Raw genomic sequence first — 26,752 nt, forward strand, 5'->3', positions numbered from 1 at the left:
GCTTCTTTTACCAACTGCAAGATGCAAACGTAACAGGGCATGAGGTCGTTTACGGGTAAAAAAATACAAGTAATCTACGGAGAGAATCATGGCATTAACAGTACAAACCAACAACGCAGCAATGACTGCACTAAAAAACTTGAACGCAAACAGCAAAGCGATGGACAAATCGCTAGAACGTTTGTCTTCTGGTTTCCGTGTAAACAACGCGGCAGACGATGCATCAGGCTATGCAGTAGCATCTAAATTAGATGGTCAAACACAACGTTTGAAAGCTGCATCACTCAACGCATCACAAGCACAAGCAATGACAAAAATGGCAGACGCTGGTGTAAATGAAATCCAAAACATGGTTGTTCGTATCCAAACCTTGGCAACCCAAGCTTCTTCTGCAAACAACGCAGGTGAACTGGGTAAATTGGATGCAGAACGTATCAAATTGGAATCAGCCATCGATAAAATTGCAAACTCTACTAACTACAATGGTGTGAACTTAATGAATGGTGTTGATGCCGGCGTTACATTTGACAGTGCATTCACTGCAGGTACTAACACAGGCGTAACAACATCATCCATTACAACTGCATCAGGCACAGCTGTCAATGAAACTTACACACTTACAGCCGCTGCAAATGGTGACCTAACCATTACCAATGCAGCTGGTGGAGCACAAGGGACACTGGCTTTTTCTGCAAATGCTACATCATCACTTACCTTGGCTGATGGTTCAACACTAAGTGTTACCTTTGGAGCTGCTGCTGCGGGTACTGGCGGTGAAACCAATACCGTAGCTGTGACTAATCAAGATGTAGCAGGTGTGGGTGCTAACACAGGTGCCACATATGCTGCAGCTTTGGCTTTCCAAGTGGGTGCGGACAACAATGCTAACAACCAAGTCACTGTGGATTTGACCAAATCTTATACCACAGCAGCTTTGGGTCTTGGTACTGGTGACTTAACCACACAAGCCAATGCACAAGCTTACATCGATACTGCAAAGGCAGCATTAAACACATTGGTAACACAACGTGCCGACCTTGGTGCAACACAAAACCAAGTGGCATTCATTCAGTCTAATATTGCAACAAGTATTGAACAAACAACAGCTTCTGTTTCTTCAATTCGTGATGCGGACATGGCTGCTGAAATGGCTGATTTCACCAAAAACAAAATCCTTACCCAAGCAAGTACATCCATGCTTGCGCAAGCTAATCAAGCAGCGCAAAATGTGATGACTTTGTTCAGGTAAGCTCTGAATCAGTCTAAGCTAACGTAAAGCTAGGTCCCCTCTTCGGTAGGTTCACGGTGAATCTGGTGGAGGGGGGATTAAGCGTTTTAAGCAAGAAGTCCAATCTTACAAAGGAGGTAAGTCATGGAAGCTATCAAATCAATTTCAACTGCTAGTGCCGTGGCTGTTTCTATTCCTGGTTCTTCTGCACCCTCAGTTCAAGTATTTCAACCCAAAGTAGCACCCCAAGCTGCTGTTTCACAACCAGCACAGACCCAAGCTGTAACAACACAATTTGTACAAAATCAACCTGAACCCATGGTGAGCGAACAAGAATTAAAACAAGCCGTACAACAAGCCAATCAAAGTTTTGCCGGCAGTAATGAATCTGTCAGTTTTACCTATGAAGAAAAACTAGGGCAGTTATTTGTACAAATCACTGACAGCACAAGTGGCGAAGTAATTCGCGAAATACCATCCAAAGAATTCATTCAGCATCAAGTGGCAATGAAAGAGTTGGTTGGTTTATTATTGGATAAACAAGCGTAATGGCTACGGTTACAGGTTTATCAGGCATTGTTGCCGGCTTCGACACCAAAGGTGCAGTCGATGAACTGCTTGGCGCACAAAAGTTTGAAATCGCACAGTTACGCAAAAAACAAGACGCTGAAACTGCCAAGCAGGCTGCTTTTAGTGAATTAAGCACATTGGTGAATGCTTTTAAAACACAATCCTCATCCATGAGTGATCAAGATACATTTTTGGCTTATACTGCAACACTAAACAGCAGCAACGCGGCTGTACCTGCATCGAGTTTAATTGATGTCGCAGGTGACAATTCCATTACGGCAGGTAATCACAATATTGTTGTGCAACAACTGGCTGCAGCAGAGCGAATTTCATCAAGCACAGCAGTTTTAGATGGTTTTGGTAATACTGTCACCGATCAAAACATCGCCTTAAATTTTGCCACCAGCTCATTTCAAGTCAATGGCACCACCATCAATGTGAATGCAGCTGATTCACTTAATGATATTGCCAATAATATCAACACTGCTTCTACAGGTGTTACAGCATCTGTGATTAAAGTTGCTACAGGCGACTTTCGCTTGGTTTTAGCTGCTGACGACACTGGTGCTGCAGGTTTTACCCTTACAGGCACAGCCTTAGATGCTGGCGGAGCCTTGGCTGGTTTAAATCTTGGTGCTGCAGGTCAAACCAATGCCGCGCAAACCCTGCAAGCTGCACAAGATGCTATTATCAATATTGATGGCTTAAATATTACCCGCAGCAGCAACACCATCAGTGATGCCATTGTGGGTTTAACCTTCACCCTAAAACAAGCAGACCCCACCACCACCATCAATATGTCGATTGGCATTGATACCATCGATTTACAAAACAAAGTTCAAGGCTTTGTCGATAGTTATAATGCATTGGTTAGTTTTTTGGATTCACAATATACTGTAGATGCGACAACAGGTGACAATGGTGTATTGGCAGGTGAAGCCCTATTAACCTCACTGAAAGGTGACCTTACCTCTGGTTTATTACGCAGCGTTCCAGGGTTAGCCTCGGATCGCAACTCGTTGGTACGCATTGGTGTAGAACCTGATCAATATGGCGTGTTACAAATCAATGATAACCTTTTTAGTAACTTCCTGAACAATGACCCTGCAACTATTCGCGATTTATTTGTAGCCCACGGCACAACCAGCACATCTGGCATGCAGTTCTTGGTCGCTGGAGACCATACACTTTCAGGCAACTATGCCGTCAACATTTCTCAGGTTGCAACACGTGCTAATGTCGTCGGCACAACCGATGTTGTGACCACACCACTGGCTGCTGCACAAAGCATTACTTTTACTGAAGCAGGCAATGCAAGACAAGGTATTGTCAACTTAGCCGCAGGTGATACCCAAGCCAATATTATCAACAAAATGAATACGGAATTCGCTCGTGTCATTACTGAAACCCGCGTATTTGACCAAGCACTTATTGACAGCAGTACAGGTTTGGCAGCCACAGGTGCCACCACATTTGCCAACTTAGGCGCAGCTACGGGTGATACGATTACCATTGCAGGCACCAACCGCACTGGTGTGAGCATCAACCAAACATTTAATATTCTGAATAACAGTCAAGACACAGTCTCTGATTTATTGTTTGCCATTCAATCAGCATTCAACCAACAAGTGACAGCAAGCATTGATGCTACAGGGCGTATTCAAGTGCAAGATAGCACATCAGGAGACAGTTTATTATCTGTGAGCCTCACTTCTTCTGGCAGCACCAACTTTGGTGTAGATACAACACCCGCAAGTACCGAAGGCCGTTTTGCTATGAGTTTAGAAGCTATTGCCAGTGGAAACACAGTCACCGTACAACATACCAATTATGGTGCTAAAAATGGTTTCAGTGTGCTCGGTGCAACCGCACTTGGCATAGCCGATACTGGTGCAAGCCCTATCTTAGGCACCGATGTTGCAGGCACCATCAATGGTGAAACCACCACAGGCAGTGGACAAGTTTTGGTTGGTAATGCAGGTAGTGCTGATGGTATTGGTATCTTATACCAAGGCACTGCAACAACACCATTTACAGCCAGCCTTACCATTGGCATGGGTGCAGCAGCAGCTTTTCAAGGAACCATGGACTTATATGCAAATCCTTTCTCAGGTTTTTTCCAAAGTAGTATTCAATCATCGGAACAAACCTTTCTCAGCATTGATGAACGCATTACATCTTTGGAATTACAAATGGAGAAAAAACGTACATCTTTAACTCGCTCATTCCTCGCCATGGAACAAGCCATGAACTCACTCAATGCTACGGGTAGTTATTTAACTGAACAAACCCAAGCAATTAATGCTAAAAACTAATGTATTTACATATTGTGCCTAAGCTCGATGAACAAAACATAACCGTTTTGCATGCGCTTAACGATTGTGAAAAAAAACTTTCTTCACTGATGCTCACTGTTCACAAGCAACGCTGGCAACAACTAGCACGAGATATACAAAGCTATGAAAATGCGATCGACCTTCTCAAATCAAGTATGCAAAACAAAAGCGAATTACCTTCTGCATTGCTACATCAATTTCAACATTTATCCGCACAGCAACGACGCATTATGCGCACTATACATCAACACATGCAACAAACTGCCGATGACCTTAAAAGTATTGACCAAGGTATCTCAAAACTTCAACAAACAGCACAGCTACAAGCCTCACAAGCTTTATATAACCCCAAACAAAAATAATTTCATTTTTTACTAAATTATCTTGGCGTTTTGCCGATATAAATATACATCAGGATCACAATGAAAAGGTGCAACAAGTGGCTAGCCACAGCTGCGAAGATCGCGGTAAAAATAAACCATTCAGCACGGAGGCAATATGTCAGGATACAAAGCTTACCAAGGTAAACAAATTGAAGGAGCAGGTCCTTTGGGCTTGGTATTACTCAGTTATGATGCCTTATACAAATCATTAGGACGCGCTAAATTATGTATTGAGGCAGGTGAAACGGGACAAGAGGCTGACCACACCGCCAGAGCCATGGAAGCCATCATCGAGCTTTCAAGTAGCCTTAATTTTGAACAAGGTGAAGATATTGCGGTGAATCTCGCCAATTTATACAAATACATGATGGACAAGCTCGCCGCTGGTATGTGTTCAGGAAAAGTTGAGCATATTGTTGAAGTCATGGGGCTTGTTGAAACCTTGCATGCAGGTTGGCTGCAACTCAATATGGAACAAAAAGCACGCAGTCAGCATAAATTTAATGACGCTGTTGCTGTGGTATCCCCCGCACAAACAACACCTCTGCTAGGGTATGCTGCGTAACGGAAACATCAATGCCGACCCCTGTGGTCGGCATTTTTATTTTGGAATAGTTGCCTCTAAAAACTCTAATAATAAATCTGGGCTTAAGGGCTTGCGAATCAAGTTTACATGTAAATGCTCAGGTACAACTTGTTGCGAGTAACCTGTGGTCAAACAAATCGGAAGCGTTGGATTTTCCTTGCGTAAAGCTGTTGCCATTTCAATACCATTCATATTTGGCATCACAATATCCATCACTATCGCATCAATATCAGTTTGTTGTGCTCGCCAAATATCCAAACCTTCAACACCATTACTGGCAGTGATAACCTTATACCCATGGTAAACCAGAATTTCTTCAATGGAGTCTCTTAAATCAGGTTCATCATCAATCAGTAACACACAGCCTTTCTCTGTTAATATTTGTGCAGGCTCAATCTGCAAAGGGAGTAATATACGTACTTTTGTATATTCACCCAATACACTCTCCACCTCTAAACTACCTTGTAGTTGCTCAACATATGATAAAGCACTGGATAAACCCAGCCCTGTACCTTTACCCACAGGCTCTGTAGTAAAAAATGGATCCAGACAATGGTGCAATACGGCATCTTGCATACCTTCCCCATTATCTTGCACCAAAATTTCAGCCATATCTGGCGAAGCAAGCCGCAATTCAATGCATATTTTTTCATCATCACCATACTTATTTTTTTGTACACGCTGACGCAAAATTGCAGACTGTGCATTACTGATAAGCTCAAAAATATGTTGTTTTAATACCACGGCATCGGCTTGCACAACGATAGCTTCATTTGCTGTATGCAATGTTAATGTAATGCCTGCATCCACACTTTTTTTACACATTGACACTGTCTCTTGAAGCAACCGTTGCAGGTTTACTTCTGATACAGTGGTCGGTTTTTGTTTAGAAAATGCCAATAAATTTTGCACCAAAACAGATGCTCGCGTCATCAACGTATCAATACGCAAAAAACGGTCTTTATCTTTATCCGTTATCGCCTGTAACTGGCGTTTAAATAGGTACAAGTGTCCCTGTATACCACCCAAAATATTATTAAATTCATGGGCAACGCCACCAGCCAATGTAGCCAATGATTGCAGCCGTGAAAACTGTTCCATTTTTCGCGTTACTTTATCTCGCTCACGTAGGTCCACTTGCGTAATAGCAAAACAATCATCCACTGCAATAATTTGTGTCCATACTGGAATAATTTCACCACTTTTCGATGCAATATGCAGCTCACCTGCCCAATGTTTTTCCACCTTCATCGTCTCTAAAAAATTTTGGTAATATGCTTCATCGTGAAAAGAGTCTTGCCATAATCTAAAGCTATCCATATTGGAAATATCAGCTGCACTGTATTGATACAATTGATGGAACGCTGGATTGGCATGTGTGATATTCCCATCTTCATCAGCAATAAACATAGGGTCTCGGCCTTGTTCAAAAAGGCTTTGCAACGCATGTTGCAACTGCTCATTTTTAACATCATGCCTTGCCACAGTTGCTTCTCCTTTGATTTAACCAATCTTCCAACAAGGCTCTTAATGCTTGTAATGACGCAGCATCATCTGCCTCGTAGCGCAACACAAGCGCAGGTTGCGTATTCGATGCACGAAGCAGTGCCCAACCACCGTGATGGTACAATCGCATGCCATCAATGGTATTCATCGCATAACCAGCATTAGAAAAATATTGTATAGCCGCGGCAACAATAGCAAACTTTTCAGCATCCGAGCAAATCACACGAATTTCTGGGGTGCTTACTTTGGTCGGCAAATCATGCAATAAAAAAGATAAAGGCAAACTTTGCGCAGCCAAAAGCTGCATCAATCTTGCACCAGCATATATCGCATCATCAAAGCCAAAATATCTGTCTGCAAAAAAGAAGTGCCCACTCATTTCACCCGCCAACAAAGCCCCCGTTTGTTTCATCTTTGCCTTCATCAATGAATGCCCAGTCCGCCACATCAACGCCTCACCACCATGCGCTTGAATGTCATCATATAATAACTGTGATGACTTGGCTTCAGAAATCACCGTTGCACCTGGGTGGGAAAGCAAAAGTTCACGCGCAAAGAGCAATAGCAACATATCACCCCAAATGATATGCCCTTGTTCATCCACAACACCAATACGGTCACCGTCACCATCAAAAGCAATACCCAAATCTGCGCCGACTTCACAGACCTTTGCGGCTATATCTTGCATATTATCTTCAACAGTAGGGTCAGGATGATGATTGGGAAACCGCCCATCAGGTTCACAATATAATTCAATAACTTCACAACCCAAACCACGATATACAGGTGCGGCAACCAAACCTGCAGGGCCATTCCCAGCATCAATAACCACTTTTAAAGGTCTTGCTAATGCACAATCTTTTGTTACAAAATCTGTATATACTTGGCTTAAGTCTTGGTATTGTAAGCTAGCCTGTTTCCTAGCTTTATTTATGGGTTCTTCTAACATGATTTGTTTTAATTTTTGCAAACATGCACCATGAAAACTTTCTTGCCCCAACATCAATTTAAAACCATTGTATGCTGAAGGGTTATGACTGGCTGTAACCATAATGCAACCAGCTGTATGCAGATGATATACAGCATAATATGCCATCGGTGTAGGCACCATGCCTAAATCAATCACATCAATACCCTGCGCCATTAAACCACGTATCACCGCTTGCTGTAGATCCAAGCCTGACAAACGAACATCACGCGCTACAACCACAGGCTGCGATACATCTTTGGGTAACAACTGAGCATATGCAATGGCTAATGTATAAGCAAAATGTTCAGTAATTTCCTCACCTGCAATGCCGCGAATATCATATTCACGAAATACCTGATGTGGAAAATTCGCTACTGAAGCTTGGGATACGCAAGATTTAGTCATGGTTCGTAATCAAACGCAGGGTTAAGCGCTCCAATACCATGATTCTTGATTCAATCGAAGCCCCCTTAAGCAATTTCTCGGCTTGGGTCACCGCTTGCAGTACTTGCATCAATTCAGGCGCTGTCCACTGCCGCACTTCTTGGGCAATATGCTGCCGTGCAGCACCAAATATACGCGCAGCTTGGATAGGGCTACGCTCACCCTTGGCTTGATACCACAAATACATCAACATTTGGTTCAAACGCATACTTAACCACGTTAACAACTGCACATCCGATACCTGTTGATTGATTAACAAGTGACGTAACAACTTGATAGCGCGCACATCTTTCATGGCTGTAGCATGACAAAAATCATCCAAATCTTCAGGTGCATGCTCACCAAGCAGTTTACCCACAAGTTTGGCATCAAACTTCACCCCTTCATCATGGTCATACAACTTCATACGTTTCACCAATTGTTTGACTGCTTCCCGCATTCCATGCAAACGTTCTGTAATCATATCCAAGACATCATGTTCAACATACAAATTTTCTTGTTGAATGTATGTCATGCACCAAGTTTTAAAATCAGCCGCTGTTGGCAAACGAAATTCAGCCGATACCACCAATGATTCTGCCAACATTTTTTTATGCATGGCTTTTTTCCATGTAATATCAGCGGCACAAAGAATCAAACGGTTTTCAGGTGCGACAGTCGCCGCCATCTTGAGTAAATGTTCAGACTGTTTGGGTGTTGCCGTTTCTGCATTACGCACCAAGGCATAACAGGCTTGAGGCCCAAATAAGCCTTGTGAGCGACTTTCTACTTCAATTCGCTCCAGTTCAGAAACATCGACCCGTAAACGTATAGCATCAGCTTCACCTGCAGCCAACAATGCCTCTGCAGACTCCAACAGTGCATCTCTATCTTCCCCAAAAAGGTAATAACTGCGATGCTCTGCAGGCAAAAGCTTTTGTGGCGAAACTTGCACCCCCTTAAAACCCAGACTGCAAACGTGCCAAAGCAGCCCTTGCCCATGATGTTTGTAATTGTTTCGTCAACCGCGCCCGCTCTGACTCAATCACACTGGGGTCATCCCCTGCAAACACGTCCGCTGAAACTAAAATGCCGCGCGCTTGCCAAATAAGACTGTTATCTTGATACATGCGTAATGTTGCAGAAATACTTAACCTATACTGCACTGCCAAACCTGCCGCATCAAAACCAATCGGTGAAAATGTCTCTCGTACTTGCTCTAGGCGCACAGTGATATGCGTTTGGCTTGGTTTCACATCATCCAAAACAGGCAAATGTTCATTCTCTTGCCACAATGCCGCAAGCTCCAAACGTAGCGCCTGTTCTTGAGCAGTGCTTCCTGTTTCTAACCATGCACTTTGCACACCACTGGGAATCACACTGCCATCACCCTGCCCTACCAAATGATAACCACAGCTGCTCAACAGTAGTGCAAAAAATAAGGTGAAAATGCGTCTCATGCAGGTTTTACCACAATATTAAGCAACCTACCTTTGACCAAAATCACTTTAACAATTTGATTGCCTTCCAACCACTTGCTTATAACTTTATCGGCTTGTGCTGCAGCGAGAGCATCATCTTGGCTAACATCTGGGGAAACAATAATCTCACCACGTTTTTTGCCTTGAATTTGCACCACCAAGTTGATTTCATCTTGCACCAAAGCCGATTCATCAACTTCTGGCCAAGCTGCCATCACAGCAATCGTCTCAAAACCTAATTTTTCACCACATTCACAAGCAAAGTGTGGCACCAGTGGTGCAAGCATGGTCACCAAGGCTCTCGCCCCTTCTTCAAACACGGCAACACCTTCATCATCACGAGCTTCAAAGGCATTTAACGCATTGGATAATTCCATCATGGCAGCAATGGCCACATTAAATGCAAAACCTTGCTCAAAAGCATGGGTCACACGCTGAATATGGGTATGAATGGTTCGGCGCAATGTTTTGGTGGCTTTTGCATCAGCTTGACCTTGGTAAGTGTTCCCCACTTTATCCAGCAATACCCACACACGATTTAAAAAGCGACTTGCCCCTTCCACACCTTTATCGCTCCATTCCAAATCACGCTCAGGCGGTGCGGCAAACAAGGTGAATAGTCGTGCAGTGTCTGCACCGTATTTTTCAATAATGTCTTTGGGGTCAACCGTATTACCCTTGGACTTGGACATCTTGGTACCGTCAAGCAATACCATGCCTTGGGTTAAAAGATTCTTGAATGGTTCAGAGCCTACTTTATCCCCATCAAACAATCCCATATCCCGCATCAATTTATGGTAAAAACGGGCATACAACAAGTGAAGAACCGCATGTTCAACGCCACCAATATATTGATCAACAGGCGACCATTTTTCCATCGCATCAGCATTCACCATGGCTGTATCACAATTTGCCGAGGTATAACGATTCATATACCAAGAGGATTCCATAAAGGTATCAAACGTATCGGTTTCACGTTTGGCAGCCTCACCACATTGTGGACAATCCACGTTTACAAACTCTTCACAGTCTGCCAAAGGTGATGCACCACCTGTTGGTTGCAAATGTTCAGGCAACACCACAGGCAAATCTTGTTCAGGTACAGCCACAGTGCCGCAATCATCGCAGTGAATCACAGGAATCGGTGTACCCCAATAACGCTGGCGCGATACCAACCAATCTCTTAGGCGGAATTGTGTGCGCTCTTCACCTTTACCATGTGTATTCAACCAATGCGTAATGGTTTTCTTGGCTTTACCTGATTTTAAACCATCAAACTCACCCGAGTTGATGAGCACACCCGCATCAGTAAATGCAGCTTCACTCACATCAATATCACCAGCAGCATTCGTAATCACTTGTTTAATATCTAAACCATATTTCTTCGCAAAATCATAATCACGCTCATCATGGGCTGGTACACTCATCACCGCACCCGTGCCATACGACATCAACACAAAGTTTGCCACCCAAACAGGCACTGTTTCACCCGTAATCGGATGAATCGCGTTAATCCCCAATGCCATGCCTTTCTTTTCCATGGTTGCCACATCAGCTTCTTTGGTTGAAATCGTGCTGCATTCTTCTAAAAAGGCTGCAAGTTCAGCATTATTTTCAGCAGCTCGAAGTGCCAAAGGGTGAGCGGCTGCTACTGCCATATAAGTTACACCCATAAGCGTGTCTGGGCGGGTGGTAAAAATATCTAAAGTTTCATCGCTGCCTTCGACTTGAAAAGAAACTTCCGCACCCGAAGATTTACCAATCCAGTTGCGCTGCATACCCACCACTTTATCAGGCCAACCTTTTAATTCGTCAAGGTCATTTAACAATTCATCCGCATAATCCGTGATTTTAATAAACCATTGTGCCAAGTTCTTTTTATGCACAGGTGTATCACAACGCCAACAAACTCCATCTTCCACCTGCTCATTGGCAAGCACTGTATGACATGGGTCGCACCAATTTACTTCAGCTTCTTTGCGGTACGCCAAACCTTTTTCCATCAGTTTGGTGAACATCCATTGTTCCCAACGGTAATATTCAGGTTTACAGGTCGCAATTTCGCGACTCCAGTCATAGGAAAGACCCAAACGTTTGAGCTGACCGCGCATTTGTTCGATATTGGCATACGTCCATTCCGCAGGTGGTCTGCCATGTTTAATCGCCGCATTTTCCGCAGGCAAACCAAACGCATCCCAACCAATCGGATGCAATACATTAAACCCCTGCATACGTTTATAACGTGCAACAGCATCACCCAAACAGTAGTTACGCACATGTCCCATGTGTAAATTTCCCGATGGATAAGGAAACATTTCTAGGCAATAGTAGGTCGGGCGTGTATCAGCTTGATCTTCATGAGCAATATCAATGCCTGCTTCATCCCAAAGCTTTTGCCATTTATCTTCAATCATTTGGGGAGCGTATAACTTTTCTGACACCTAAAACCTCTTTTTATACACTACTTAAAAGTGTACGCCTAAATTTAGAATGCATATCATAGGCAATAACAACATGAATAAAAGTATCGATTATATTTTATGCAAAGATAAACATCTTTCTTGCTTACAGACCTATTTATAATAGCTAAAAAGATCTCTGACTTGATAAAACAAGAAAGTAATAATGCTGTTTAAATGCACACATGACTACAGTTACCCTAAAGCTTACTTAAAGAACCGTTATACGCTCGGCATACAGCAGATAATCATTTTGCTCTGCCTGTTGCAGTGCCCGCTGAATCAATGCTTTGGCATCTTCTTCAGGATTATCCAATAATAAACTTTGATATACACCTTTATAAAATTGGTCTGGTATGACTATCACTTCAAATAATACCTGCACAGCTTGTTCATTAAGTTTAGATACAGTAAATACTCGTGTTTCACTAGGCATCAACCGTGTATCTTTCCTTTCTTGCCAGCCCTCAGCAAAAAACACTTCGCGCACCATGTCCCACTGCCAAGTTTGCAGTACCTTACCCATCTTATCCAAAACCTTGGCTTGTATGGTTACTTTGGGCGTAACATAAGTAGGAAAAGCATGACCAATATGTTTGGATGTTATTTGTAGCACTGGTAAATCATATTTGTTAATGAATACACTTATATCCAAAGCTTTTCGCGTAAATTCTTGATCATGAATACCTTTAAACTGATGTTTTCTGTCTGGCATATGGCAGCTTTGACAGTGTTGTCCCTCTTGAGAAAATCTACTTTGCTGCCATTCCCTTACAGTGTTTTCCAAAGGTTTACCATTGATGGCATACGTCTGTGGAAACTGATGACATTCGGCACAAAAAGCCGACTGCTCAAACTTTTGACTCGCAATAAAACCGCCATGCGCTACACCAGCTATAAAACCTTCTTGTTGACTGCCTTTTCGTGGTGGACCAAAGCGTTGCCCTTCTCGCACATGGCATACTGCACAACTTACTCCTGAATGTCGGAGAGGTAGCTGGGCTTCACTGGCATCTAAATCTGCAGTTGAGCTCACGCCCTGCGGAAATTGACGTAGTGTTTTTAAAGAAGTTAACATCTGAGTTTCTGAATCAAACAATTGCTGTTCAAGCGGTGCATGGCAGCGTAAACAGTCACTGCCTGCCTCATGCCCCATACTTGCAAACTGACCCACCAAACCAGGAGAATATGCCTTGGCATGCAAACTCTTTTTCCAGTCATTAAACTGACTTTCATGACACTGGGCACAAGCTTCAGGGCGCATGTTTTTTTCTAAAGCTGACCAATCATGGTGTTGCTCTGCTGCTGCACTTGGATGATCCCAAAAGTTCAATAATTTATTTTGCCAACCAGCTGCTGCGACAAACACACCAAGTAAAATCAGCAATACCATTTGAACGACTTTATAGCGTAACAAATAGGCTCCAATACACCTTCATTCCCATCAAATTGGGCATGCAATATCACCCAAACGTTCGGTGAGAATCATGTTTTCACGGTAATCAATCGGCACAACCAACAAACAAGGACCCTTAAATTGAAAGGCTTGCTCAAGTGTTGCTAACAAATCCACGCTATTGGTAACAGATAATCCTTTCCAACCAAAAGACTGTGCCAACAGCATCCAATCAGGGTTATTAAAGTTTAAATCTGTATGTTTACCAAATTGGTTTTGCTGTTTCCATGCAATGAGACCGTATGCATGATCTTCCCAAATCATCACCACCAGATTGCAATTTAAACGTTTTGCCGTTTCCATTTCTTGTACATTCATCAAAAAACCAGCATCACCACAAATGGATAAAATCCGTTTCTCAGGATAAACCAAAGATGCACCTATACCCGCAGGCAAAGCAAATCCCATGGAACAAAAACCATTGGGAATCAAGCAGGTATTGGGTTCATGGCATTGATAATGCCGCGCAATCCACATTTTATGTGCGCCCACATCAGACAATACAATATCTTCTGCACCCATCACTTGGCGCACATCCGCAAGCACTTTTTGTGGGCGAATCAGTCCTTGCGTGTCATCATTATCATGGGCATGTAAATCCGATAACATGGCTTGACGCACATGATGCTGTTGCGATAAATCGCGCACCACAGTACCTCCACGTGTTTGTATGCACTGATTAAAAGCTTCAAGGGTGTGTGCAAGGTCGCCCACCAATTCAATTTCAGGGTGATAAAACGCATCAATTTCAGCAGGTTCAAAATCAATATGGATAATGCGTTTATTCAAGCGTGCATTCCAAAGTTTGGGGTGATATTCCACCATATCGTAACCCAGTGTTATCACCAAATCAGAAGCATCCAAAGCACAAGAAATCACATCTCTTGCCTGTAAACCAACGGTAAACAGGCAATATTCTGCATCCAAATCCACACAGCCCTTTGCCATAAAGGTATTGATGACACCAATACCCGTTTGCTCGCAAAGTTCACGCAGTTGTTGGCTTGCATCACGCCGTACACACCCATTACCCACAAGAATCACAGGGCGTTTGGCTTGTTTTAATACCTCAAATGCACATTCAATTTGTTCTTGAGCAACCACAGGGCGTACAAATCGACGTGGTGACATGGGTTGTGTAGACACCTCCATTTTCGCCACATCTTCTGGCAATTCGATATGACAAGCACCCGGTTTTTCACTGCGCGCAAGACGCACTGCTTTCCTTACAATTTCAGGGATATTATTTGGGTGCAATATGGATACTGCCCACTTGGTGACAGGTTCAAACATTTTCACCACATCCATAATTTGATGGGATTCTTTATGCAGCCGTGTAGATGCGCCTTGCCCCGTTAATACCAACATTGGTACTCTATCCATATTGGCATTGGCAACACCTGTAATCAAATTCGTTGCCCCTGGACCTAATGTGCCTAAACATGCAGCGGGTGTACCCGTTAATCGCCCATAAGCTTCTGCCATAAAAGCTGCACCTTGTTCATGACGTGTTAAAATAAATTCAATGCTGTTTGAAGCTTCCAATGCCATCATGAAATCAGCATTTTCTTCACCCGGTACACCAAAAATATAACGAATACCTTCTTCTTCGAGGCAAGCAACGAGCAATTCAGATGCATTCATGATTTCTTTCCCCTTCAAGCTGTTTTTAAGACAATCATTTTGTTGGTTTGCATATCTTTCATGGTGTGCGGAATACCACCCACACCCAAACCTGAATGACGTAAACCTGCAAAGGGCATCCAATCCACACGAAATGCAGTGTGGTCATTAACCATCACAGCCGATGCATCCAATTGCTGTGCTATATACATCGCGTTATCTATATCTTGGCTGTATACCGCAGCCTGAAATGCCACATCCAAAGCATTGGCTTGGGCAATCGCATCATGCACATCCGTATAAGCATAAACACAAACCACAGGTGCAAACACCTCTAATGTAGACACTTTTGTATCCACAGGCGGGTTCAAAAGAACGGTAGGCGCATAACTTTGGTGTTCCAACACTGTGCCACCACACATTAAGGTTGCACCTGATGCCACAGCTTCATCTACCCACTCTGCTATTCTTGTCACTTCACTGGCTCGAATTAAAGGACCCACCTCTGTCTGTTGATCACTGGGGTCGCCAACCACTAATTTCTGTGCCGCTTCAGCCATTCTTTGTGCCAAATCTTGCGCCAAAGAGGCATGCACAAACACCCTTTGCACAGACACACACACCTGCCCTGCATGGTAAAACCCACCCTTCATCAAGCTAGGTAATATTCGCTCAATATCAACCGTTTCATCAACAATCACAGGTGCAACACCGCCATGTTCAAGCGCACAACGTGTCCCTGCTGCTAGTTTTGAACGCAGCGACCATCCCACTTTGGCACTGCCAATAAAACTAAAAAATGACACCCGTTCATCCGTCACCATACGCTCTGCAAGTTTCCTATTTTCAGGTAATACAAACTGACACCAGCACTTGGGCAAACCAGCCTCATACAATAAATTAAGCAAAGCCAAACACGATAAAGGTGTATCTCCTGCGGGTTTAATCAATACTGGGCAACCTGTGGCAACCGCAGGTCCTACTTGATGTGCAATCAAGTTAAGCGGGTGATTAAAAGCACTCACTGCCACCACCACACCGATAGGCTCAAAGCTTTGTGTCACCATACGATGTTCAGATGCAGCATTGATACCCATGACCACACCTTCTGGGCTTTGGGTGCGTAAGGTATCCATACAAATCCGAATGCTATCTATACAACGCACCAGCTCTACTTGGCTATCCATCCAAGGTTTTCCGCCCTCTTTCGCTGCGGTTAAAATCAGTTCATCACCATGCTGTTCAATCAAATCAGCAAACTTACCCAGTATGCTTAGGCGTTCTGAAACACTTAACCAATTTTTTCGCTGTTTAAATGTATGCGATGCAAGTTCAAGCGCTTGCTCTACTGCCTTAGCATCGGATAAAGGCACTTCACCCAATTGTTCACCATTGTAAGGTGCGAATACTTTCAATGTATTTTCTTTCATCACTTACCTCCACCATGCGCGTGACCATCATGCCTTTGAGGATTCGACTACACCAATACCATACAGCATAGCATGCACATCATGTTTCACACATTCTGACTTATTTTGAGGGTTCAAAACACATTTGTAAACGTGAATAATGTGTTATCATGCTTATGAGGTAGGTATTTGGTTGCACGACACAAGCTAAATACCCAAAGAAAATAGACATCCGCACACAGGAAATACAACATAAACACCAAGACAAATCGCCAAACCTCTTGCGGGTTATATATTCATCACAGAGCTAGTTATGAAACACCTTAGGGGATAACCGCACAGTCATCCCCATATTGATGTTATTTATTTTCTCTTAGGTATTTCATGCGATATGCGCGAAAATATGCTGCAATAGCAGTCATTTCTTTGGAATTACGCTCAAGTTGCTCACCTTGCATCGGATTTAACATACAATAGTTAATCATTTGGTCGAGTGTAACCACGTCATCAACCATTTTAACGTAATGGGGATAATTCTGACGTTTTTCTAGGTTTAAATCACTATAACCTGAATGACAAGATAGACATGCCAATCCTGATTTACCTAGTGTTTCGTCTTCCCATAATTTTTTGCCCGCAGTGGCAGCTTGTTGGAAATTCTTGAAGCTACCACTTCTTATCTTTTTTTGTGTGTCATCCATTGAACAAGGATTCATGCTGCATGGGTTCATTTTCTTCATACCACAAGGATTACAAGGATTCATTTTATGATGTTTTTTCATACTGCATGGGTTGCATGGGTTCATTTTATGATGTTTTTTCATATCGCATGGATTCATGCTGCATGGGTTATGTTTCATTTTATTCATGCTGCATGGGTTGCATGGGTTAGAACCAGCAATGGCAGTGCCTGAAACACCAAACATTAGCCCTAAAGCCATGATTAACATTAGTTTTTTCAACATTGTACTCTCCTCATCCTACTTATCATTTTTCAACATACTTGAGATGCTGATTAACCATGTAGTCGGTGTTACTTGCTAAGCCTTACAATGATTCTAAACTTTGTCTTATAATTTAATGAGAACGAGGAGCGAACATGAAACGTGTACTTATACCATTTACCACGGGTGTAGAAGAAATCGAATTGGTTGCCATTGTTGATATTTTGCGGCGTGCTGATGTCGAAGTCTGTATGGCTAGCCTTGATGGAAAACCCGTTGTTGGTCGCTCTGGTATCACGCTTCATGCAGACCAACATATTCAAGATTGCGTGAACAAGGCTTGGGATATGATTGTATTACCGGGCGGTTTACCCAACGCGCAATTGCTACAAGACAGCAATATTATCAAAGACATGATGTGCAAACAGGCTGCCCAACAAAAAATAATAGCTGCGATTTGTGCTGCTCCCGTTGCATTGGCTCATTTTGGCTTAACAGCCAACAAACAAGTCACATCTTACCCATCCTTTGAAGCAGAAATGCAGCAACAACAACCTTCATCAAAATATAAGCAACAAGCTGTTGTGAAAGATGAACATATCATCACCAGTCGTGGTGCGGGAACTGCCATTGAGTTTGCGCTCGCTCTTGTTGCTCAATTATGTGGACAGCAACAAAGCCAAGACATTCGCGTATCCATTGTTGCCTAAGCATAGGCATAAACTTGTTATTACTCAGCAAATCCATTGCCCAACTACTCATTCCACCAGCAAGCCTCATTCTACTGGGCTTGATTGGTATCTACTTTTGGCAAAAACGATGGGGAAAAAAGCTTACTTTAGCATGCTTGATATTGCTTTGGTTATTCAGCACTGCCCCTGTTCGCAATATACTCACATCATCTTTAGAATACCAATATCCAGCTTATAGTTTTAATCAAATTCTGCCTAATAACACTGCCATTGTTTTGCTAGGCAACGGTGTGCAAGAGCAAGCACCCGATTATCAATATCAGGACACCTTAAGCAGATTTGGTATGATGCGTACCATTTATGCTGCACAAATTGCTAAACACACTGGGCTAGCTATCTATGCAACGGGTGGAACACCTCTAAATGAACACGCTGCCAGTGAAAGCAGTGTCATGAAATACTGGTTGATAACATTGGGCATTGATGCCACCCATATTTACGAAGAAAACCAAGCCAACACCACTTGGGAAAATGCAACTTTTACTACGGCTCTGCTCAAAAAGAAAAACATCAACAGTGTCATTTTAGTCACATCAGCTTGGCATATGCCTAGGGCTGTCTGGTGTTTTGAACAACAAGGTTTAACCGTGATTCCCGCACCTACCGATTACCTCACCGACCAAGCTACTTATGATATACGCAGCTTTTTGCCACGTTGGGACAGGTTAGGTGACAGCGGTGATGCACTACATGAATACTTAGGTTTGTTTTGGTATAAGCTTAAGTACGATTAAGCAACTAACGTAGCTGTTGCTGTATCATCTTGTTTAATTTATCCATGGTGTATGGTTTCTCTAAAATGCACTCATCCATGCTAGGTAATTCATCCAATGTATTATCTTTATCATAACCCGTCACAAAAATAACCCGTAAATCACCTTGAATCGCACGCATCTTTTGCACCGCGCGAACACCGCCCATCACAGGCATAGTCACATCGGTCACCACCAAACTAATTTGGCTTTGATACTGCTCAAATAATTGCACCGCTTGTTTGCCATGTTTTGCTTCAAGCACTTCATAACCCAAAGCCGTCAATGCATGTTTCTGTGATTTCAACAAGGTAACATCATCATCCACCAACAAAATCATTTCACCCAAACCCACAGATACCGTACCTGAATCATCAAAATGTTTTTCGGCTGTAACCGTATCATCAATAGGAATAAACACTTTAAAAGCCGTGCCTTTACCCACTTCACTTTGTACTTGAATCTTACCACCATGGCTTTGAATTGCCCCAAAACACATGGCCAAACCTAACCCTGTCCCTTTTCCCACTTCTTTGGTCGTATAAAATGGTTCAAATATTTTATCCACTTGCTCAGGTGCAATGCCCTGGCCATTATCAATCACCGTAAATGTAGCATAAGATGCTGCTGTTAAGTCTGGATTATATTGCTTAAAACGTGTGCTAGGAAAATACTTCTCAACTTTTACAATGATCGAAGGTGTTTCCATACCCTTCATGGCATCACGTGCATTATTCACCATATTCATCAACACTTGCTGCAACTGCGTTGCATTGGCACGCACAAGCAGCGGTTGCTCATAGTTTTCAAGCCGCATTTGTATCTTGTCGGATATAGAAACTTCTGCAAGTTTAAACGCTTCCTTCATAAACAATACCATATCAAACGACACCAACTCAACATGATCTTTACGAGCAAAAGTTAACAACTGTTTGACCATATCCGATGCCCGCATCACCAAACGCTCAATATCAACTGTGCGTTTTTGTATATCTTTATCTTCTTTGGTTTTACGTTTAATCATAAATAAATTGGCATTAATGCCAGCCAACATATTATTAAAATCATGAGCAATGCCACCCACCAATGTACCCATAGTTTCCATTTTCTGTGCTTGGAAAAACCGTTGCTCACTCTCTTTTAAAAATAGGGCTGTTTCCTTATGCTTTTCAACTTCCTCTTTTAGCTGCACATTAGCCTTTTGCAAAGCGCCTGTTCTCTCTTGCACATGTTGTTCTAAGTTTTCACGTAAACGATTAAGCTCTTCAATCGTCCCTTCATAACGGACATGTAACTTCTCAAACTGAGCTTCTAAACCCGAAGCAAACAATGAAGAAGCAATATACAAACAAAAGAAGTATAATAAATAATCATTTTCATAAGGTAAAATGTAATAATTATGAAAATGGAGGGTTATAGCCACTATCAAAAGGCATGCATAACCTATAATCCAATACCAAGCCCGTGGCAGCCCCATTAACATGGCTGCTAAAAAAGGGAAAAACAAACTCCAGCCCGAACCGCCCTTAGCGAGGCCACCATCAATAAAGACGGTAAACATAATAAATATAACCAAGGATAACAAAAGGTAACTACGTATCAACAATGTTTTTCCATTGCATGGGGCTAATGCACAATAAGCAAACAATCCTGAAACAATAATTTCAATTAAAGCCAACGTTGTATCATCATTGAAGAAGTTAATGCCTGAAAATAAAATCACTATAGGTGCAGCAATTCCAGCAATAAATTTTATCACTTGGCATTGAAACGTAACACCTTGAGCTTTACCAGCTGTATACCCCATAAAAATACGTTTCATTTAATCAACAGATCTCTCGCATGTTCAACACCTTAAAGTAGTATTTCTAGATTATAGCTAACACGCAAGCAAAGTGCCAAAAGTTATTTATTCAAATACACATAGCTCTCATATAGACTAATTTCTACTATTGATTTTTTTTTATACTTTTCTATTAATTTAATTTCATGATTCATTATATTGATGATGAAGCAATGATTCGTGATTTGTTTAAAGATTTCATTGCGTTTACAGCGTACAAATCCATAGGGTTTGCGTCTGGTGAAGATTATCTCAGCTACTTAGATTCCCCCAACTTTATACAATCCACTGCCATTATTAGTGATGTTACCATGCCTGGCATCAATGGTTATGATTTAACACTAGAAATTCGCAAAAGATATCCCTTACAAAAAATCATTGTATGCACTAGAAACCCCGATGAACAGCATCATATTTCAGCAATAAGTCAGACTTGCTACACACTGGATAAACCTTTTAACCCCAAAAAGTTAATTTCCATTCTAGATTCATTATTATCTTGTGAAAACACCCATAGAACAGGAACTAAAAATAAATATTCTAAACAATGTGAATTTGCTATTGATCATGTTTGTCCGATGTACAAGCAAAGTGAATAGTTCGATCACTATAAGAAATCACCCTGTCGGGTGGCGGTGGGATTACATTCGGGGCTCCTACCCCTCACTCTTCAGATCGTGGTGGTTATTATGGCGATACCAAATCAAACAAAGCATGAGTAGGCGTGGTAACTGTTGGGATAACGCGCCGATGGAACGCTTCTTCAGAAGCTTGAAAACCGAATGGATTCCTGAAGTGGGGCTTCTATCCTTGGGGCATGCGAGGCAAGTCATTTGGCGTTATATTATTGGGTACTACAACAATGTCAGACCGCATACCCATAATCTCGGCTTGACACCAAACCAAAAAGAAAAAATATTCTGGAATCGCTCTTATAAAATGGCCAATTTGACTTAGCCACTACAGTAATCAGCTGTCCTGCCGATTACTCGAACCCATCAGGGGGCTCACCCATGACACAACCTCAAATAAAAAAGCCACCCTGTCGGGTGACTTTGTTTATTTGGTGGAGGCGGTGGGATTCGAACCCACGTCCAAAAACCATCAGCCAGAGGCTCTACATGTTTAGTCCGTTATTATAGCACCTACTGAAAACCTAACGGACAAGGGCTTCAATAGGTCGTCTCGTTACTATTTAACCTTGGCAAGCACGAGTCTCCACTTCCCAAATAGCGATTCCATCTGTTTGACCCTGGATTCTCAAGCGATGGACAACTCAAGAGCAGGGTAACTTACGCAGCGTAAGCTAGTTCTACTTCGTCGTTTGCAATTATTGCAAATTGGCCTGGGTAACGGGCGTACCTACCCGACATGCACCTAAGGGTTCAGAATCTCTGTCGAAACCATGTCGCCCCCTTATGGGTGAGCGCGAAAGCCTACACGCCACCAAGCATGACGCAATCACTTCACGCATATCAACTATATAAGTGTTTGGTAGTAAGCTTTCAAGCGGTTTAAATCAGCCCACGCACGGCGTTTGTGTTGCTGAGAGCGAAGCAAATAGGATGGATGATCAATCACCAGTACAGGAATACCCCGAAAATCAAACTGCCCTTCTCTTAGATCGGCAAGGGATGCTTCATTTTTAAGCAAGGTATGTGCAACAACTCTGCCCAACATACAAATCAATTTGGGTTGCAACATATCAAGCTGGTGAACCAACCACTGTTCACAAACTGCAAATTCTTCAGGTTTGGGCGTTCGCCCATGCTGTGGACGACATTTCACACCATTCATCACATATACACTGTCTCTATCCAAACCAACCGATGCCAACATACGGGTAAATAATTGCCCTGCAGAGCCAATAATGGGTTGCCCTGCAACATCATCTTCACGGCTTGGTGCATCACCAATAAATACCAAGTCAGCTTGCTGATGACCACTGCCAAACACCACTTTATTCCTTGATTTCGCTAAATCACAGCTGACACAAGCTTCCACTTGTGTTTGCAATGCACTCAAATCATCAACTTTGGATACATTTGGTGCTATTTTAGGTTTTTGAGCAACAGCCGCTACTTCGGCAACGGTAATAACAGCTTCTTGCGCAGGTTTGGCATACAGCTCTGATTGTACGACTTCATCAACTACTTTATTTTCTAAGCTTGTTTCCGTTGAAGAAGGCACAAACAAAGAAATCGGCGTTTGCACACCGATTTCCTTTAAATAAATCTGTTGAAAATTATCTTTCATCAGTAGTTATGTTTATTGACCGATAAAATACTTTAGTCCTAGGCTCGAACTTGAAGCTGTAGCAGCGCTACCGCAAAAGTGAGAAACGACGGAATCAAGCATTTTAGCCTTTCAACAAACCATCAACGTAGGTTTTTGAGCCTAGATATACTGGCACACGTTGATGCAATGCTTCAGGTTGCACTTCAGACACCAACATATCTTTACTCATCGATTTACCACCTGCTTGTTCCATCACAAAACCCATTGGAATTGCTTCATACAACAAACGAAGTTTACCCGTAGTGTTTTTACCATCGGCTGGATACAAAAATACACCGCCTTTAAGCAATGTACGGTGTACGTCGGCAACCATTGCACCCACATAACGCATACCAAGACCTGTATCTTTTTTCAAATTCTCAAGCTTCTCACCCATGCCATCTGACCACTGATCAGCATTGGATTCATTTACGGAGTAATAACCACCTGTTTCAGGGATACGAATATTATCATGGCTCAATTCAAAGCGAGCTGATGCTGGGTTGAAGGTGAAACCATGTGTACCTTCACCTACAGAATAAACAAGCATGGTTGATGGACCATACAAAACATAACCTGCAGCAATCACTTCAGAACCTGCTTGAAGTGTATCAGACACATGCGGACGCTCAGAGTTGGCTGATTTACGTTTTACGATGGAAAAGATGGTACCTACTGGGCCATCCACATCCAAATTTGATGAACCATCAAGTGGGTCAACCAATACCAAATAATCAGCATCGGTATACTCTTCAATCACCAATAATTCTTCTTGCTCTTCAGAGCCTACCGCGCAAACAAAACCAGTGGAGCGCATTTCTTCCAAGAAAATTTCATCAGACAACACATCCAAAACTTGTTGTTCTTCACCTTGCACATTCTCAGCACCAGCAGCACCCAAAGCACCACGGAATACTGCGCCACGCAATAAAGCAGAGATTTCAATCGCCGCGCGACCCACGCCCTGAATGATTGGCATCATATCATGCCCATGTTTTCCTTCGCTTGCGATTCGACTAAGTGTTGTTGGCATATTACAGTTCTCCCCGAGAAATTAAGTGTGCCGCATTTTAGCCCAAAAAAGAGAATATTACCATGAATAATGAACATCAACGCCTTTACGCACTTACTGAGCATATCCTTGCGCTTATGCAAACAAAAGGCGGTGCAATATCTTTTCACGATTGGATGCAAGCTGCCCTTTATCAACCTAAGCTAGGCTATTATGAAAGCGAACGCATCTTTGGCAAAGAAGGTGACTTTACCACGGCGACCGCCATGGGGGATTGGTTATCCTTGGGCTTTGCTGAAAGTATAAACAAAGCATGGCATACTATGGGTGAGCCAAGCGACTGGACCTTGCTGGAGCAAGGCGGTGGTAATGGTGATTTATTGTGCAATACTTTAACACAACTTAAGCAACAAGGGTTGTTTCCCTCACAAATTATTGCCGTTGAGACCAGCGAACAACTGCGCCAGCGACAAGCAAACAACTTCAGCAAACATGAATTTAACATCCAACAACACGCAAATCTAGAAGACATCAATCCCATAGAAAACCTTATCATGTTTAGCAATGAACTGCCTGATGCTTTTCCTGTTCAAACTTTTTCATTCAAACAACAGCAAACCATAGAACGTGGTGTAGATTGGGATGGTGGAAAGTTTATTTGGACAGATTTGCAAACCATCAACACAGCTATCCCTCAACATATACAAACATCTTGGACAGAAGAATATATCAGCGAATTCAACCCCAATTTACAACCTTGGCAACAAGCCATTAGCCATATAGCGCAACGAGCCGTGGTACTCACGGTTGATTATGGTTATACGCAAAAAGAATACTATCGCCCTGCCCGAATCGGCGGCACATTGATGGGGCATTATCAGCATCAAGTAGTGGACGATGTGCTCAAACTATCACCTGGCGTTTGTGACATCACTACCCATGTGGACTTCACGGCATTAAAAAAATCTGGTGAATCCGTGGGGCTAAAAAGCATCGCATATACCACCCAAGGCGCATGGCTGGCGGAGTCCAAAGCCGTGCAAGATAACATTCAAAAACTTGCACAACATCCAAGTGTAGAAAACATAGCACAAATCACCCATGCCAAACGCTTAATGCTACCTACAGGCATGGGCGAATCATTTAAGCTGTTGATTCAAGGCAAAGGTTTGGATGAAACAAGCAGTCAAAGTCTGATCTCACCAAGCTTTGACCGCTTACATACTTTATAGGTTGTCAATTTATAGATTATCAATCGGGCATATTCTCCGCAAAACCCTCATAAATACGCATTAAAATGGGGTCTACGGGTGGTACAGGGGGCATATCAGGTTCCGCTAAGCCCAAAACGCCACCTGTAAGATTGCCCACAAAACCACTCACTAGCCCTGCTGTAACCGACTCACTAAAGCTATTATCCTTGCGAAAAGTATCCGACGACTCATTGGCGACACTGTCCCCATCATCAACCCGACCATACCATGCTCTCACTTTGGTTTTCATATCATACACTAACAATGAAACCGACATCATGCGTTCTGCAACTTGGGCAATAATTTTACGGTAACGGTTGGTCGGATTACCCATCTCATCCACCACATCTTCTTCGCTTGTTTCACGATATTGACGAGGCTGATTGCGAATCACTTTGGCTATCATGAGATAACGCGCTTGAGGGAATTGTTGATGAATCTTCTGCATCACAGGTTCAGGAAACACACCTTGCTTTTGGTAACCTTGCCACAGTTGAAGCATATCCTGCTGACCAATCTTTTCCACCAAGCTGCGTGTTGAAATCAGCTTCACACCTTTCTGCATTTTCACCAGCGATTGTTGCAACAACTCACCTTGATGTATCACCTGATTCGCATCAACTGCTTGGCTTACATCCACCGCACCTGCAATCACAATCGGGTGAGCACGAAAACTATCCTCGGTAAACGATGGGTCTTGTTGTAAACCTGCAACTTGCGTTTTACAACTTGCCAATAATAAAAGTAACAACCATAAAAGATGTTTGCGCATAACCACCTCCTACATACGTCACCATATTTTAGCCAAGCTCAACACATCATGCAAATAGCCAAGGTGCATCAGCTTTGCGCTTTTCTTCGTAGGCTTTGATTTTATCGGCTTGCTGCAAGGTTAAACCAATATCATCCAAACCATTCAACAAACAATGTTTACGGAAATCATCCACTTCAAAATGAAATACTTGTCCACTTGGTGTGGTCACCGTTTGTGTTTCTAAGTCTACGTTTAATGTATAACCTTCATTGCTTTCGGTTTCTGCAAACAACACATCCATTTCAGTATCACTTAACACCACAGGTAAAATACCATTCTTAAAACAGTTATTATAAAAAATATCTGCAAAGCTTGGTGCAATCACACATGAAATACCATAATCGGCAATCGCCCAAGGCGCATGTTCCCTTGATGAACCACAGCCAAAGTTTTCGCGCGCCAACATGATTTGCGCACCCTTATAACGCGGCTGATTCAATACAAAATCTGGGCGAATTGGACGGTTACTGCAATCCATTTCAGGCTGCCCCACATCTTCATAACGCCATTCATCAAATAAAAATGGGCCATAACCCGTACGTTTAATCGATTTTAAAAATTGTTTGGGGATAATCGCATCGGTGTCCACATTTGCCCTATCCAATGGCACGACCAAACCTTCTAATGTTGTAAATGCTTGCATATTTAACTCCTTCTTAGACCCTTCAACTTCGC

23 protein-coding genes, 1 other RNA gene and 1 pseudogene are annotated in these 26,752 nt (G+C 42.7%); 10 read left to right on the forward strand and 15 right to left on the reverse strand.

The window, feature by feature from the left end:
• Window positions 1–88 precede the first annotated feature (88 nt).
• From DM09_RS07205 to fliS, 5 genes are all read left to right on the forward strand, one after another.
• Complete coding sequence (locus tag DM09_RS07205) at window positions 89–1,249, forward strand: flagellin N-terminal helical domain-containing protein (RefSeq protein ID WP_038249280.1); 1,161 nt, start codon at window positions 89–91, stop codon at window positions 1,247–1,249.
• A 123-nt stretch (window positions 1,250–1,372) separates the two neighbouring features.
• Window positions 1,373–1,777, forward strand: a complete 405-nt coding sequence (locus tag DM09_RS07210; RefSeq protein WP_081881145.1) for a flagellar protein FlaG — start codon at window positions 1,373–1,375, stop codon at window positions 1,775–1,777.
• Window positions 1,777–4,113 (forward strand): flagellar filament capping protein FliD, encoded by a 2,337-nt coding sequence (gene fliD / locus DM09_RS07215; RefSeq protein ID WP_038249282.1) that lies wholly within the window; start codon window positions 1,777–1,779, stop codon window positions 4,111–4,113. The genes DM09_RS07210 and fliD overlap by 1 nt, the downstream gene beginning before the upstream one ends.
• Window positions 4,113–4,496: a hypothetical protein gene (locus tag DM09_RS07220; protein ID WP_038249284.1), complete on the forward strand. Its 384-nt coding sequence runs from the start codon at window positions 4,113–4,115 to the stop codon at window positions 4,494–4,496. The genes fliD and DM09_RS07220 overlap by 1 nt, the downstream gene beginning before the upstream one ends.
• Before the next feature lie 136 nt (window positions 4,497–4,632).
• Window positions 4,633–5,082 (forward strand): flagellar export chaperone FliS, encoded by a 450-nt coding sequence (gene fliS, locus DM09_RS07225; protein ID WP_051938284.1) that lies wholly within the window; start codon window positions 4,633–4,635, stop codon window positions 5,080–5,082.
• Between the two features lie 36 nt (window positions 5,083–5,118).
• Here the strand turns inward: fliS and DM09_RS07230 are convergent, their stop codons facing one another.
• From DM09_RS07230 to DM09_RS11140, 9 genes are all read right to left on the reverse strand, one after another.
• Window positions 5,119–6,588 carry a hybrid sensor histidine kinase/response regulator gene (locus DM09_RS07230; RefSeq protein ID WP_038249287.1) on the reverse strand — a complete coding sequence of 490 codons (1,470 nt, stop codon included), beginning with the start codon at window positions 6,586–6,588 and terminating at the stop codon, window positions 5,119–5,121.
• A complete protein-coding gene (locus tag DM09_RS07235; RefSeq protein WP_051938285.1) occupies window positions 6,575–7,984 on the reverse strand; it encodes a phosphomannomutase/phosphoglucomutase in 1,410 nt (469 codons plus the stop codon). Before DM09_RS07235 ends, DM09_RS07230 begins: the two co-directional genes overlap by 14 nt.
• The gene (gene holA / locus DM09_RS07240; RefSeq protein ID WP_038249290.1) at window positions 7,977–8,957 is read right to left on the reverse strand and encodes a DNA polymerase III subunit delta; all 981 of its coding nucleotides are present in this window, start codon (window positions 8,955–8,957) and stop codon (window positions 7,977–7,979) included. The genes DM09_RS07235 and holA overlap by 8 nt, the downstream gene beginning before the upstream one ends.
• Before the next feature lie 4 nt (window positions 8,958–8,961).
• The gene (locus DM09_RS07245) at window positions 8,962–9,462 is read right to left on the reverse strand and encodes an LPS-assembly lipoprotein LptE (protein WP_038249293.1); all 501 of its coding nucleotides are present in this window, start codon (window positions 9,460–9,462) and stop codon (window positions 8,962–8,964) included.
• Window positions 9,459–11,897 (reverse strand): leucine--tRNA ligase, encoded by a 2,439-nt coding sequence (leuS, locus tag DM09_RS07250; protein WP_038249295.1) that lies wholly within the window; start codon window positions 11,895–11,897, stop codon window positions 9,459–9,461. The genes DM09_RS07245 and leuS overlap by 4 nt, the downstream gene beginning before the upstream one ends.
• A gap of 256 nt (window positions 11,898–12,153) precedes the next feature.
• Entirely contained in the window at window positions 12,154–13,359 is a 1,206-nt protein-coding gene (locus DM09_RS07255; RefSeq protein WP_157753650.1) for a multiheme c-type cytochrome, read from the reverse strand.
• A 27-nt stretch (window positions 13,360–13,386) separates the two neighbouring features.
• Entirely contained in the window at window positions 13,387–15,042 is a 1,656-nt protein-coding gene (locus DM09_RS07260) for an acetolactate synthase large subunit (RefSeq protein WP_198401657.1), read from the reverse strand.
• A 14-nt stretch (window positions 15,043–15,056) separates the two neighbouring features.
• Entirely contained in the window at window positions 15,057–16,451 is a 1,395-nt protein-coding gene (locus tag DM09_RS07265) for an aldehyde dehydrogenase family protein (RefSeq protein ID WP_038249300.1), read from the reverse strand.
• 338 nt (window positions 16,452–16,789) lie between these two features.
• The gene (locus DM09_RS11140; protein WP_051938286.1) at window positions 16,790–17,395 is read right to left on the reverse strand and encodes a hypothetical protein; all 606 of its coding nucleotides are present in this window, start codon (window positions 17,393–17,395) and stop codon (window positions 16,790–16,792) included.
• A gap of 134 nt (window positions 17,396–17,529) precedes the next feature.
• Between DM09_RS11140 and DM09_RS07275 the strand changes: the two genes are divergently transcribed.
• Together DM09_RS07275 and DM09_RS07280 are read left to right on the forward strand one after the other, a co-directional pair.
• Window positions 17,530–18,084, forward strand: coding sequence for a DJ-1 family glyoxalase III (locus DM09_RS07275; protein ID WP_038249302.1), 555 nt, complete (start codon window positions 17,530–17,532; stop codon window positions 18,082–18,084).
• A 14-nt stretch (window positions 18,085–18,098) separates the two neighbouring features.
• Window positions 18,099–18,860, forward strand: coding sequence for a YdcF family protein (locus DM09_RS07280; protein ID WP_051938287.1), 762 nt, complete (start codon window positions 18,099–18,101; stop codon window positions 18,858–18,860).
• Window positions 18,861–18,864: 4 nt separating this feature from the next.
• On the opposite strand, the gene DM09_RS11385 is transcribed toward DM09_RS07280, so the two are convergent.
• On the reverse strand, window positions 18,865–20,700 hold the full coding sequence (locus DM09_RS11385) for a hybrid sensor histidine kinase/response regulator (protein ID WP_081881147.1): 1,836 nt from the start codon (window positions 20,698–20,700) through the stop codon (window positions 18,865–18,867).
• Between the two features lie 167 nt (window positions 20,701–20,867).
• On the opposite strand from DM09_RS11385, the gene DM09_RS07290 reads away from it, so the two are divergent.
• Both DM09_RS07290 and DM09_RS11595 read left to right on the forward strand, forming a co-directional pair.
• Window positions 20,868–21,320, forward strand: coding sequence for a response regulator (locus DM09_RS07290; protein ID WP_038249305.1), 453 nt, complete (start codon window positions 20,868–20,870; stop codon window positions 21,318–21,320).
• Window positions 21,321–21,408: 88 nt separating this feature from the next.
• Window positions 21,409–21,678 (forward strand): annotated as a pseudogene (locus DM09_RS11595) (integrase core domain-containing protein); the annotation flags it as partial.
• A 107-nt stretch (window positions 21,679–21,785) separates the two neighbouring features.
• On the opposite strand, the gene ssrA reads toward DM09_RS11595, so the two are convergent.
• From ssrA to DM09_RS07300, 3 genes are all read right to left on the reverse strand, one after another.
• Window positions 21,786–22,137: a transfer-messenger RNA gene (gene ssrA / locus DM09_RS11395) on the reverse strand.
• 63 nt (window positions 22,138–22,200) lie between these two features.
• The gene (locus tag DM09_RS07295; RefSeq protein ID WP_051938288.1) at window positions 22,201–22,977 is read right to left on the reverse strand and encodes a uracil-DNA glycosylase; all 777 of its coding nucleotides are present in this window, start codon (window positions 22,975–22,977) and stop codon (window positions 22,201–22,203) included.
• A gap of 103 nt (window positions 22,978–23,080) precedes the next feature.
• Window positions 23,081–24,031: a class 1 fructose-bisphosphatase gene (locus tag DM09_RS07300; protein WP_038249310.1), complete on the reverse strand. Its 951-nt coding sequence runs from the start codon at window positions 24,029–24,031 to the stop codon at window positions 23,081–23,083.
• A 62-nt stretch (window positions 24,032–24,093) separates the two neighbouring features.
• Here DM09_RS07300 and DM09_RS07305 point away from each other — a divergent pair, with 62 nt between their 5' ends.
• Window positions 24,094–25,242 (forward strand): class I SAM-dependent methyltransferase, encoded by a 1,149-nt coding sequence (locus DM09_RS07305; protein WP_051938289.1) that lies wholly within the window; start codon window positions 24,094–24,096, stop codon window positions 25,240–25,242.
• A gap of 19 nt (window positions 25,243–25,261) precedes the next feature.
• On the opposite strand, the gene DM09_RS07310 is transcribed toward DM09_RS07305, so the two are convergent.
• Together DM09_RS07310 and leuD are read right to left on the reverse strand one after the other, a co-directional pair.
• Window positions 25,262–26,035 (reverse strand): hypothetical protein, encoded by a 774-nt coding sequence (locus DM09_RS07310; protein ID WP_038249313.1) that lies wholly within the window; start codon window positions 26,033–26,035, stop codon window positions 25,262–25,264.
• A gap of 46 nt (window positions 26,036–26,081) precedes the next feature.
• Window positions 26,082–26,720, reverse strand: coding sequence for a 3-isopropylmalate dehydratase small subunit (gene leuD / locus DM09_RS07315; protein WP_038249316.1), 639 nt, complete (start codon window positions 26,718–26,720; stop codon window positions 26,082–26,084).
• Between the last annotated feature and the right edge of the window lie 32 nt (window positions 26,721–26,752).

Origin of the sequence: Ghiorsea bivora, from assembly GCF_000744415.1 — a bacterium.
Lineage (GTDB): Bacteria > Pseudomonadota > Zetaproteobacteria > Mariprofundales > Mariprofundaceae > Ghiorsea > Ghiorsea bivora.

Coding starts and splice junctions, on each gene's coding strand:
- DM09_RS07205 (WP_038249280.1), top strand. CDS start 89: ATGGCATTAACAGTACAAACCAACAACGCAGCAATGACTGCACTAAAA.
- DM09_RS07210 (WP_081881145.1), top strand. CDS start 1,373: ATGGAAGCTATCAAATCAATTTCAACTGCTAGTGCCGTGGCTGTTTCT.
- fliD (WP_038249282.1), top strand. CDS start 1,777: ATGGCTACGGTTACAGGTTTATCAGGCATTGTTGCCGGCTTCGACACC.
- DM09_RS07220 (WP_038249284.1), top strand. CDS start 4,113: ATGTATTTACATATTGTGCCTAAGCTCGATGAACAAAACATAACCGTT.
- fliS (WP_051938284.1), top strand. CDS start 4,633: ATGTCAGGATACAAAGCTTACCAAGGTAAACAAATTGAAGGAGCAGGT.
- DM09_RS07235 (WP_051938285.1), bottom strand. CDS start 7,984: ATGACTAAATCTTGCGTATCCCAAGCTTCAGTAGCGAATTTTCCACAT.
- DM09_RS07245 (WP_038249293.1), bottom strand. CDS start 9,462: ATGAGACGCATTTTCACCTTATTTTTTGCACTACTGTTGAGCAGCTGT.
- leuS (WP_038249295.1), bottom strand. CDS start 11,897: ATGATTGAAGATAAATGGCAAAAGCTTTGGGATGAAGCAGGCATTGAT.
- DM09_RS07260 (WP_198401657.1), bottom strand. CDS start 15,042: ATGAATGCATCTGAATTGCTCGTTGCTTGCCTCGAAGAAGAAGGTATT.
- DM09_RS07265 (WP_038249300.1), bottom strand. CDS start 16,451: ATGAAAGAAAATACATTGAAAGTATTCGCACCTTACAATGGTGAACAA.
- DM09_RS11140 (WP_051938286.1), bottom strand. CDS start 17,395: ATGTTGAAAAAACTAATGTTAATCATGGCTTTAGGGCTAATGTTTGGT.
- DM09_RS07275 (WP_038249302.1), top strand. CDS start 17,530: ATGAAACGTGTACTTATACCATTTACCACGGGTGTAGAAGAAATCGAA.
- DM09_RS11385 (WP_081881147.1), bottom strand. CDS start 20,700: ATGAAACGTATTTTTATGGGGTATACAGCTGGTAAAGCTCAAGGTGTT.
- DM09_RS07290 (WP_038249305.1), top strand. CDS start 20,868: ATGATTCATTATATTGATGATGAAGCAATGATTCGTGATTTGTTTAAA.
- DM09_RS07295 (WP_051938288.1), bottom strand. CDS start 22,977: ATGAAAGATAATTTTCAACAGATTTATTTAAAGGAAATCGGTGTGCAA.
- DM09_RS07300 (WP_038249310.1), bottom strand. CDS start 24,031: ATGCCAACAACACTTAGTCGAATCGCAAGCGAAGGAAAACATGGGCAT.
- DM09_RS07305 (WP_051938289.1), top strand. CDS start 24,094: ATGAATAATGAACATCAACGCCTTTACGCACTTACTGAGCATATCCTT.
- DM09_RS07310 (WP_038249313.1), bottom strand. CDS start 26,035: ATGCGCAAACATCTTTTATGGTTGTTACTTTTATTATTGGCAAGTTGT.
- leuD (WP_038249316.1), bottom strand. CDS start 26,720: ATGCAAGCATTTACAACATTAGAAGGTTTGGTCGTGCCATTGGATAGG.